6 protein-coding genes and 4 pseudogenes are annotated in these 10231 nt (G+C 54.0%); 5 read left to right on the top strand and 5 right to left on the bottom strand.

Annotated elements, in window-relative coordinates; all coding sequences use genetic code 11:
* A pseudogene (locus tag RAH32_RS20800) lies at positions 1-214 on the bottom strand (transposase); the annotation flags it as partial.
* Positions 215-714: 500 nt separating this feature from the next.
* On the opposite strand from RAH32_RS20800, the gene asnB reads away from it, so the two are divergent.
* The 3 genes and pseudogenes from asnB to RAH32_RS20815 form a co-directional block, all read left to right on the top strand.
* Entirely contained in the window at positions 715-2664 is a 1950-nt protein-coding gene (gene asnB / locus RAH32_RS20805; protein WP_306610316.1) for an asparagine synthase (glutamine-hydrolyzing), read from the top strand.
* 50 nt (positions 2665-2714) lie between these two features.
* Positions 2715-3653, top strand: a complete 939-nt coding sequence (locus tag RAH32_RS20810) for a sulfotransferase family protein (protein WP_306610317.1) — start codon at positions 2715-2717, stop codon at positions 3651-3653.
* Positions 3654-3898: 245 nt separating this feature from the next.
* Positions 3899-4255 (top strand): annotated as a pseudogene (locus RAH32_RS20815) (transposase family protein); the annotation flags it as partial.
* 24 nt (positions 4256-4279) lie between these two features.
* Here the strand turns inward: RAH32_RS20815 and RAH32_RS20820 are convergent.
* The 4 genes from RAH32_RS20820 to RAH32_RS20835 all read right to left on the bottom strand — a co-directional run bounded on the left by RAH32_RS20820 (position 4280) and on the right by RAH32_RS20835 (position 8700).
* Positions 4280-5230, bottom strand: a complete 951-nt coding sequence (locus RAH32_RS20820) for a glycosyltransferase family 2 protein (protein ID WP_306610318.1) — start codon at positions 5228-5230, stop codon at positions 4280-4282.
* Positions 5223-6176 carry a glycosyltransferase gene (locus RAH32_RS20825; RefSeq protein WP_306610319.1) on the bottom strand — a complete coding sequence of 318 codons (954 nt, stop codon included), beginning with the start codon at positions 6174-6176 and terminating at the stop codon, positions 5223-5225. The genes RAH32_RS20820 and RAH32_RS20825 overlap by 8 nt, the downstream gene beginning before the upstream one ends.
* A 101-nt stretch (positions 6177-6277) precedes the next feature.
* Positions 6278-7297 carry a polysaccharide pyruvyl transferase family protein gene (locus RAH32_RS20830; protein ID WP_306610320.1) on the bottom strand — a complete coding sequence of 340 codons (1020 nt, stop codon included), beginning with the start codon at positions 7295-7297 and terminating at the stop codon, positions 6278-6280.
* An 86-nt stretch (positions 7298-7383) separates the two neighbouring features.
* Positions 7384-8700, bottom strand: coding sequence for an oligosaccharide flippase family protein (locus tag RAH32_RS20835; RefSeq protein WP_306610321.1), 1317 nt, complete (start codon positions 8698-8700; stop codon positions 7384-7386).
* 196 nt (positions 8701-8896) lie between these two features.
* Between RAH32_RS20835 and RAH32_RS20840 the strand changes: the two are divergent.
* Both RAH32_RS20840 and RAH32_RS20845 read left to right on the top strand, forming a co-directional pair.
* Positions 8897-9840: pseudogene (locus tag RAH32_RS20840) on the top strand (IS481 family transposase).
* Between the two features lie 22 nt (positions 9841-9862).
* Positions 9863-10231: pseudogene (locus RAH32_RS20845) on the top strand (DDE-type integrase/transposase/recombinase); the annotation flags it as partial.

Raw genomic sequence — 10231 nt, forward strand, 5'->3', positions numbered from 1 at the left:
ATTGCCGAAGCGGCAGACCAAACAACACCTTCACCATCAGGCAGAACTGGATTGCCGCATCGGAGAACACAGGCGGCCAAGCCGCCGCGCCGTGTTTGCCAGCCACGCCATGTCCTTGTCCAGCCAGATCAGCAGCGATCCGCGCCGCCCCCAGGACATCATTGCAGGATTTCCAGTTCGTTGTGCGGTATCGGACAGCTTCAGGCTTCGTCATGCGAGGACGCTTAATCGACTGCAGACCACGCGTGAAGCCTCGCTCGGGCGAGTTCCGCCACAACGCCGGTCCAAGGTGTGCCAATTGGCTGCCGGAAACCTGCATGTTCAGCCGCCTTCCGGCATCTGTCACAGTTTGACACAGCTTAAGGTTTCTGCTCGTGCCGAACCGAGAGGATATTGCGATCACAAGAATTTAATGATGAAATGGTTCGCCTACTAACTGGTAGCTTAAATGTACTTCACGGCGTCTTCTCTTTACGTTTCAGACAGTCAAATTGGCCAAAAGGGGGGCTGTTCTTTGGTTCATTTGAAAGACGCGAAATATTCAAATTGCGCAATAAACCAACCCTCCGACGACTTTGGATTTCCTACAGGGTTGGCATCCCAAAAAATAACTTATATCGAGTATGACTCTTATTTGGCAGCTGCCAAGATAGCTTCGTGTTTTGGAGATTATTCAAGAAAAAATATTGGTTATTTTTTTGACTGCGCTTCCTGATGTGTGGCATTACTGGATATCTTTGGCAGCCCGGCGCATGCCCCAATCCTATCCCCACAATCGAGGCGATGATGTTGGCAATTGCTCATCGGGGGCCAGATAGCCGGGGCCATTGGGTTGATGCAAAGGCGGGCGTTGCACTTGGGCATTTGCGCTTGGCGATTGTGGACCTGACGGCGGCTGGGCATCAACCCATGGCCTCTCCTAATGGGCGCTATATTCTCGTTTTTAATGGAGAGATTTACAATCATTCCGATCTGCGCGCCGAAATAGATTTAAGTGGCCGCGGGCCGGCATGGCGTGGCACATCCGACACCGAAATCTTGCTAGCGGGTATCGCCCTGTGGGGAATTGAGCAAACCTTGACACGGGTGACCGGCATGTTTGCATTAGCGATCTGGGACCGAGAAACCCGATCTTTAACAATGGCCCGAGACCGCCTCGGCGAGAAGCCACTCTACTTTGGCTGGCAGGGTACGGGTTCAGAGGCGGTATTTCTGTTCGGATCCGAACTCAAGGCGTTGCGGGCTCATCCGCGCTTCGAGGGGCGTCTCAGGCGCAGCAGCCTGCTGGAGGTTCTGCGTTACGGCAACGTGGGAGAAGACCGTTCAATTTATGAAGACATTAGCAAGGTTAGTCCCGGCGAGATTGTTCGGATCGATCCTGCTAGCCGAAAGATTCAGCGGCATTACTACTGGGACGGAGCCTCTATTGCTGCCTTGCCCAAGCCACAGCGCCGCTCTGACGAACAGGTCGTTGACGAACTTGAGATCCTGCTGACGCAAGCGGTCGAAGAACAGAAGATGGCGGACGTGCCGTTGGGCGCGTTCCTGTCCGGTGGTATCGACAGTTCGACCATTGTCGCCTTGATGCAACGTCAATCCGCCCGCCCTGTACATACCTTCTCGATCGGCTTTCCCGAGGCGCGCTACGACGAAGCCCAACATGCACAAGCCGTAGCCGCGCATTTGGGCACGCATCACACCGATCTTTATGTTTCCGACCAGGAACTGATGGACGTAGTGCCACAACTGGCGCAGATTTACGATGAACCTTTCGCAGACAGCTCGCAGATCCCTACCTACCTAGTCGCGCGTCTGGCCCGGCAGCATGTAGCCGTGGCGCTGTCAGGCGATGGAGGAGACGAGTTATTTGGTGGCTATGGGCGCTATCGCCATGCAGTGACTCTGCGCCGCAGGTTGCGCGCCTTGCCCATGCCTTTGAGGCGCCTAGGCGCGCAGGCACTGTGCGGCATGCCGGCCGGAGCAATAACAACGGCACTGGCGCCGTTGATCCCGACGCTGTTAGGTAAGGAGCCTATCGGACAACGCTTGCATAGGCTAGCCAGTTACGCTGCCCAGTCTCAATTGGAAGACCTACACCGGATGATGGTCTCGGTCTGGAGATTTCCAGAAGCCGCGGTTCCTGATGCCACATCTCCTTCTAGCCTTTTGTCAGGTAACATGCCTCTGCGTGGAGCACTGTCTGATATAGAACGGATGATGCAGCTCGACATGCTAACATACCTTCCTAACGATATTTTGACCAAGGTGGATCGCGCTACTATGGCCGTGGCACTAGAAACTCGAGCACCGTTTCTCGATCACCGTGTGGTTCAGTTTGCTTGGGGACTACCGGAGGATCAGAAGGTGCGTGGTAGCCAGACCAAATGGGCTCTACGTCAGGTACTTTATCGATACGTTCCGAAAGCACTCATTGAGCGCCCGAAGATGGGCTTCGAAGTTCCCATAGGCCTATGGTTGCGAGCCGGTTTGAGAGACTGGGCCGGTGACTTGCTAGATTCAACACGGATCGCACGAGAGGGCAACTTTGATTCGCACCTGATTAGCAATATGTGGCGCGAACATCTTTCAGAACAGTTTAACTGGGGTGCGCAGCTCTGGTGCGTTCTAATGATACAAGCTTGGCTTGAGAAGGTAAAAACGTAATATGGCCATCGAAAATCAACATAGCCGAGCGTCACAAGTGGAGAAAAACTTTGAAATTCAATAATGAAGCGCCAGTTATAGTTTACGGACCTCTGAGATCCGGGACTACAATGATCCGCCTTATGCTAAATGGGCATCCATTGTTGAGCGTTATAGGAGAATCAGATTTCATTTTTGATCATGTTCATTCACAAGAAAATTCCTGGAAATATGACTTTCGATCTCTCAACGCTGACCGCATATACCAAGACAGCCCTATACGCATAAACAACAATTTAGATGGAAGTGCCGCAGCTATGGATATGGTTGATCAAATCGGCCGACATAGCGGAGGAGTGCCTGTTCTTATGCTGCATCGGCATTTGTCGATTTGTGCGCATCTTTTGCCTGATCTAAGAGTAATACGATTACTGCGTGACCCGAGAGATGTAGCTCGATCATCCATTGGCATGGGATGGGCAGGTAACCTGTATCACGGACTTGATCCTTGGTTGGAAACTGAACAGTCTTGGCGAACCTTTGCCAACAACCATCCAAACGTTCCGAAGCATGTTTTGCGCTATGAGGATCTAGTTACCGAGCCAGAACGGGAACTGGAAAAAATTTGTACTTTCTTAGGAATTACATATGACAGCAACATGCTGTCTTACCCATCACATACAACCTATAGCGCTCCTGATCCCAAACTGGCTTTTCAATGGAAAAAGAAACTAAATAAATATGACATTCAGTTAGTAGAAACACGCGCTGGCAATTTCTGGGACGGGTGTGGTTATGAGCGTAGTGGAATTCCGCTACTGCACCTTGGCCCCGTTAGCAGAAAGCGTTTATGGCTACAAAGTAAGGCTGCTGTATGGAGACATCTTTTCCAACGGCATGGCGTAATAGCACCTGTCACACGCGGTATAGGACGAAGACTTGGATGGGGTAAGCTAGAATACGCTGCCGCTAACCGCATTTCTAAAAATGACCGTCGCCATTTAAAATAATCGACATCCGTAATAATGGTGGGGTTTAATTAGTGGTGTATTGACTCAGCGGGCTCTGCTCAGGTTATGCTGCTGATCTGAAGTCTTGGCTGGCGTACGCTGGGCAAGCGCCTAATGCGCTCGGCGAATGTTGGAGAGTTGGGACTGCCTAGTTGTTCCATCCCGGATGATCACATAGACCCTCGCCGATCTGCCCTGTTCATGGCAAGGTCGATCTTGCGCGATGTTCGGGAGGGAGTGGGAGCATGCTGATCTCTCTGCACAAGCAGGCGACGACGACGCCGAAGATCCGTGCCGCGATCCAGGCCAGCAGCGAACCGGCTTGGCGGGTGGCCGAGCGCTACGGGATCTCCGAGCAGACGGTCTGGAAATGGCGGGGTCGCGACGACGTCCACGACCGGAGCCACACGCCGCACCGCTTGCAGACGACGCTGACGCCTGCGCGAAGCAGGCCGTCGCGGTTGCACTCTGCAAAGCCTTGCTCTTGCCGCTCGACGACCTGCTCGCGGTGGTGCGCGAGTTCCTCAACCCGCATGTCTCGCGCTCGGGAACTCGACCGCTGCCTGCGTCGCCACGGGGCCGGCAACCTGCGGGCGCTGAAGATCGCCATGTCTGATAGAAGTATCTTAAGTCTTCCTGGGGAGTAGCGACTTGGCTAGCATAACTGCCAATCCCTTCCAGTTGCTGGCCGTGCGAGGATCCTGAGCTACAGCTCGCAGCATTAGTTTTAACCCCGCGCGCCGATGACCAACTGCATGGTCTCGCCATGCCTGCGAGACCAGATGCCCTGCTATTTGCCGGGCAGAAGCATTCATCTTGCTACTGTCTTGTAGGAAATCCGGCACCACGGGCGGACACCCCCTGTCCAGCGCATCGGATCCAGTCTTGGCGCGGTCTTCGGCAAAGCTGCGGGCAGCGGCGTCATAAAAAGCCAGTTGCGCCGTGCGTCGACTATGCGTGATTGAACCGTCATGCAGCCGGTATCCGTAAACCGGCTCGGGCAGGTGCCAGATCGGCCCCAAAAACGCCAAACGGAACTGTAAGTCGACATCCTCGGCAGTTTCGAACCATGATCGAGCGCCCCCGGTTTGCAGCAGCGCCTCGCGGCGGATCAGCCAAGTGCATAGATGAGTCAGAACCCGGCCTAACCGCAGATCTCCGGTTACTTCACGCGCGGAACCATCGGCTGCCAGCCGGGCTAACGCTCTGCCCTGTCCATCTAGGCTGAGAAACCCACCCGAAATAGCAACATGGTCTGGATAGCGCGTAAGCCAATCGACTTGGGTTCTCAAGCGACCGGGCAGGTACAGGTCGTCCGCATCGCAACGTGCGACAAGCGGATGGTGGGCGGCGAGAAAACCCATGTTAAGTGCCGCCGATATGCCGCTTTGGGGACCAGGCAGGATGCGGATCCGGGCATCCCCCAAGGCTGCAGCGCGCGCTGCGGTGTCATCGGTAGATCCATCATCGACCAGGATGATCTCGGCCAGATGTGCCTGCTCGCGCAGCGAGTTCAGCGCCTCCACTACTGTAGCGGCAGCATTGCGCGCGGGCATCACGACCGAGACCTTAGCCACGAGACCGCTCCATCGGAGGGCGGCGCAGCGCACCGGCCACCACCACGTTCCAGGCCGCCTTCGACAACGGCGCCTGGCGCAGCGCTTTCAGCGCATAATGACGCCAGGTGCCTCGATAGCCGTGTGACCACGCCTGCCAAGCATAGCTGATAGTGAAGGCAAGGCGGGACGGGGCGTCCTCGCCCATCCGCCAATTCTGATATTCGAAACGTCCGTCCGTGATACCGCGGCGTTGCCAGGCAGCCTCGCAGGCGCGCAGGCACAACTTGCGCTGCAAGTCGCGCTTGGTGCTGCTGATACTGTCATCATGGATACGATATTTGATCAGCACGTCCGGCAGGTTTTCGAGCCGCCCAATTTCGCCCATGCGCAGCCAAAGATCGTGATCTTCGGCGCCATGAAAATCTGGATGATATCCACCGACAGCTAACACTGCGTCCCGGCGCATCATGACAGAGGGATGCTGGAAGGAGGTTTGGCCTTCCAAGTTATACCCATCAATTTCTTCATGAGTTAGCGGCAACGACTTGACCGAGATGGGTCGCCCGTCCGCGTCGATAATCTGCGCTGCCCCGCCTGAAACGATCAGATCGGGGTCGCGTTTGAATTGAGCAAGTTGCTTTTCAAAGCGGTCCGGCAAGCAGAGATCATCGGCATCGAAGCGTACGATAAATTCGCCTGAAGAGCGCTCAATCATCTGATTCAGTGTGCGAGGCAAGCCCTGGTTCGGTCCTCGACTGATGCGGAGCCGAGAGTCTCGGGACGCATAGTCAGTCAGAATGGCCCAACTGTTATCCTGACTGCCATCATCATGGGCCAAAAGTTCGAAGTCTTGGAAGCTTTGAGCCAGAACACTGTCCAGCGCGGCCGGAAGATATCGCGCCGCATTATAAACCGGCATGGCCACAGACAGCCGCACCGCGTCACAGGAAATGTCCAACATCATATCTCAGTTCCGCCATTTCTCCCAGGGAGCCACATTTGGTAATCGATGCATTTTCCTAGAAAATTAACAATGAAAAGCATGAGAAGAAGACCCTTGGCTTATTATGGAGAGGCCTTTTGAATTTCTTCAATTTTGGCCAAGAGAGACGCCTTCGAGTCCACTAACTCTGTTATGCCGAAATTGCCCCACTTCCGAATGTACTCCCGAACCTTTCCGTTTGCATTATCTATGGAGATATGGCGTTTCCCCATCAGGCAGCAGATTATATGAGCATGAAGACGGTCAGATATGACCAATTTTCCCTTTGATAGAAGTCTTGTTCCGTTCGCAACGGCTTCTTCGGCCTTGCGGTTATAAATTCTGGACCTGTAGCGCATCATGAGTTTTGAAGAAGAAAATTTGTATTGGATGCGGCGACGAAAGAAGCCATCCAACATGTTTTCATCCTTGTAAAAATACTCATCAATATTTTTCCAATCTGATATCGGCCCATATGAGGAAAGTAAGTCATAAAGATCGGGAATCAGGCTTTCCTTGTCTGTCCTGACCAAAGAAAAAATTTTGTGCTTGGAAGTTTCCGAGATGTAGGTGCGAATGCAATGTGCCGCATCAGGCGCTAGATAAACTGGGCAGTCCAACTCTTTAGTTGCGAAGTCGAAAGAAGCTTGATCTCGCACATAGAGATGAAAATCCTTATGCTCCCCAATCACTGACTTCGTTTTCTCAATATGCTCCGGCCCAGAGAAATGGATTGATTGTGGAAGCTGAACAATCCTCCTATAAGGGTAATTCTTGATGATCCGAAGGCGAAACTCATGATGGTTGAGCCAAAGGTCACCGAAATTTCCTCCTCCATGAATAAAAACAACTCCATCCTTGCAAAATTTCTCTATGTCATCTCTGTAATCTTGATGAGAAGCGACATAATCGGGGCCTTTTCCAAAAATTTCTGTTAAAGCCTCTTTCTCACCCACCCATATTGCTGAATCCCCAATATTGTTGTGTGCAGGGTAGTCCACTAATGAATATCTTTGTGCGTTTCCTCGGATTTTTTCGATAGAGGATCTATAAACATCCGCCATCTCTTTGTTGATTGGAGAAACCACTTTTTTGTTTGTCATGGAATATCCTCATGAAGCTTCCAATCCGTTCAGGGAAGCAGGGGCTCGGCAGTTGGTTGCGATAGGACATCAATCTGAATTGGCAACTAAGATGTCACGGGCGCCACCGTCATCAGTGCATAGGTATAGACCGGCAAGATAGTGGCAAGGGAAATCAGGTCGTATGCCAAGTTGCCAATCCCTGTCCTGCGCGCCAACAGGATGGATACCGCCCAAGCTACAAGACCGCCCAAACCCAGTCCGACCTGCATGCCGTAAATGCCAAAGGAATACCCGCCGACAAGCATCAACAGGATGCGTGACGCCGCAGTCACTCCCATGACGATCGAATGGCCACGGCTGTTGCCTGCTGCTAGCATCGCATTCTGATAGGGCATTGGCAGAATGCCGATGGCTCCGTTCAGCGCCGCAATGGATAGGAAGCTTCCTGCCAATGCATAGCGCGGGTCGTAAAGCAGATCGATCAGCGGCTGGCTGACAAGGCTGAGGACCAGAAAGCTAGGCAGGATTGCGAAGAAGCTGATTTTCTTGATCTTGTTAACTGGAGGGTTCAACGGCTTCCCCTCACGGTACAACCGTGACAGGGTTGGAAAAACCACTTGGTCCAGAACACGTCCCACCAGATCGCCTAAGGCCCAAGCAAGGGTCGAGGAAACAGTAATTAGGCCCAAGATCTCGACCGAAACCTCGAAACCCATGATTGCGGTCACCCCCTTGCCACTCATATAGGTGAACAGCGTTCCCAGAAGGATCCAGCGCCCGAAAGTCACGATTTCAGCCATGACGCTGCGGTCGAACATCACCTTGGGGCGATAGCGCGGTAGCCAGATATAGCTAAGAAGAAAGCTGAACAGAGTGCCAGCTATAGAACCCAAGACCAGCGCCCAGACCGATTGCAACCACCAAGCAAAGACCACGTTTGCGAGCGTGGTAAAAATCTGGCTGAACATGCTGAGCAGCGTCAGGTGTTTAAGTTGCATGTGGCGGCGACAAGTCGCCATTGCGATCGAATTCATTCCGCTAATCACTGGCATGACGGCTACGGCGCAGAGGATCGCAAACAACTGCGGCTCGTCGTAAAGCATCGACACAGGCCAAGCGATCAGCAGCGTCAATCCTCCAATCCACAGCCCCCGTACGGCTTGGATGGTCCAAGCCGTGTCCAAGAACACCTTTTCGTCGCCGCGGGGACTGCGGATGATCGAGGGGGTGGTCCCAATATCGCTCAGCATAGAGATAGCACCGATGAAAACCCAAGCCAGGCTCATCAGGCCGAAGACGTCAGGGGTCAGAAGACGCGTCAGGATCAGGGTAGACAGGAGCCGGATGCTATAGCTGGCTGCAAAGCCAAAGGTGGCCCAGCTTGCTCCTCGACCGCTCGTCGATTTGAGAAATTTTACCATTGAAAAGCAGAGTAATTCCGAAAAGTGCTATGATGACGTTGTCAAGGCAGGTTATGTGCTCTCTATGCGCCGTTGCCAGCTTGTGCCAAATTCACGCGACGGTGACCAGCGGTTCATATCTATCTCCTGCGGGTTCTATGTGTTTGATCCCACGGTTTGATGGTGCGATCCTTTCTTGGGAATGGAAGGAGGCATTATGGGCCAAGTTCGTCACGGGAGCGCCACGACCACGCACGCCATCCGAGCAGCAATACAGCGATCGCAAGCTTCGACCGCGTCACTGAGCCGGGAGTTGGGCATCAACCCCAAGACCCTGTCAAAATGGCGTAAGCGGGCCACAGTGGAGGATCTGAAGACCGGGCCCAAGGAGCCTCGTTCAACGGTACTGAATGAGGAGGAAGAAGCAATGGTCGTGGCGTTCAGGCGCCACACGCTGCTGCCGCTGGACGACTGCCTCTATGCCCTGCAACCATCCATTCCCCATCTGACGCGTTCGGCCTTGCATCGCTGTCTTCAACGGCATGAAATATCGCGCCTGCCGGATGTGGATGGCGACAAGCCAAAACGTCAGAAGTTCAAGCGTTACCCTATCGGGTTCTTTCACATCGATATCGCCGAAGTGCAGACCGCCAAGGCAAGCTGTATTTCTTTGTGGCGATTGACAGAACCAGCAAGTTCGCCTTCGTCCGCCTTGTCCAGAAGGCCGGCAAGATGGCTGCAGCCCAGTTCCTGCGCGACCTGATTGCCGCAGTTCCCTACCGGCTCCATAAGGTGCTGACTGACAATGGCATACAGTTCGCAAACCGGAGCTGCGACACGACCGCCTTCGAGCACATCTTTGGCCGCGTGGGCCGTGAGCATGGGATCGAGCACAGGCAGACAAAGGTAAGGCATCCCTGGACCAACGGCCAAGTCGAGCGGATGAACCGCACGATCAAGGAAGCAACCGTCAAACGCTTCCATTACGACAATCATGATCAGCTGCGAACGCATCTCGACGACTTCATCGCAGCCTATAACTTCGCTCGTCGGCTCAAGACTCTCAATGGCCTCACGCCCTACGAATACATCATCTGGACTTCAGAGGCAGACAGATTCATCGTCAATCCGATCCACCAAATGCCGGGACTGAACACCTAGCTGTCTGGTTGCGGGCGCCCTCCCAAAGCCATCAACCCTGCCTGTCAAAGGACAAGGGCGCTTCCTGGACTATGATCTCGGCTATGTCCATATCGACGTCAAACCCCTGCCGAAGCTGCGGACTGCCGACGGTGACGTGCGCAAGCGCTACCTCTATGTGGCCATCGATCGCTCTCCCGCTTCGTGCATCTCGCCGTCTACGACGCCGAGACCGCCGCCAATGCGGTCGCCTTTCTCGCTGAGGCACAAAAAGCCTTCCCCTTCCGGATCACGCATGTGCTGACGGATCGCGGCTCCTGCTTTACCGCCGAGGCGTTCGAACGCGCCTGCGCGACACTCAAGGTCATTCGCCGCACCACCAGACCCTATACCCCCCAAACCACGGATGAGA

It is taken from the genome of Paracoccus yibinensis (assembly GCF_030846195.1).
Taxonomy (GTDB): Bacteria; Pseudomonadota; Alphaproteobacteria; order Rhodobacterales; family Rhodobacteraceae; genus Paracoccus; species Paracoccus yibinensis.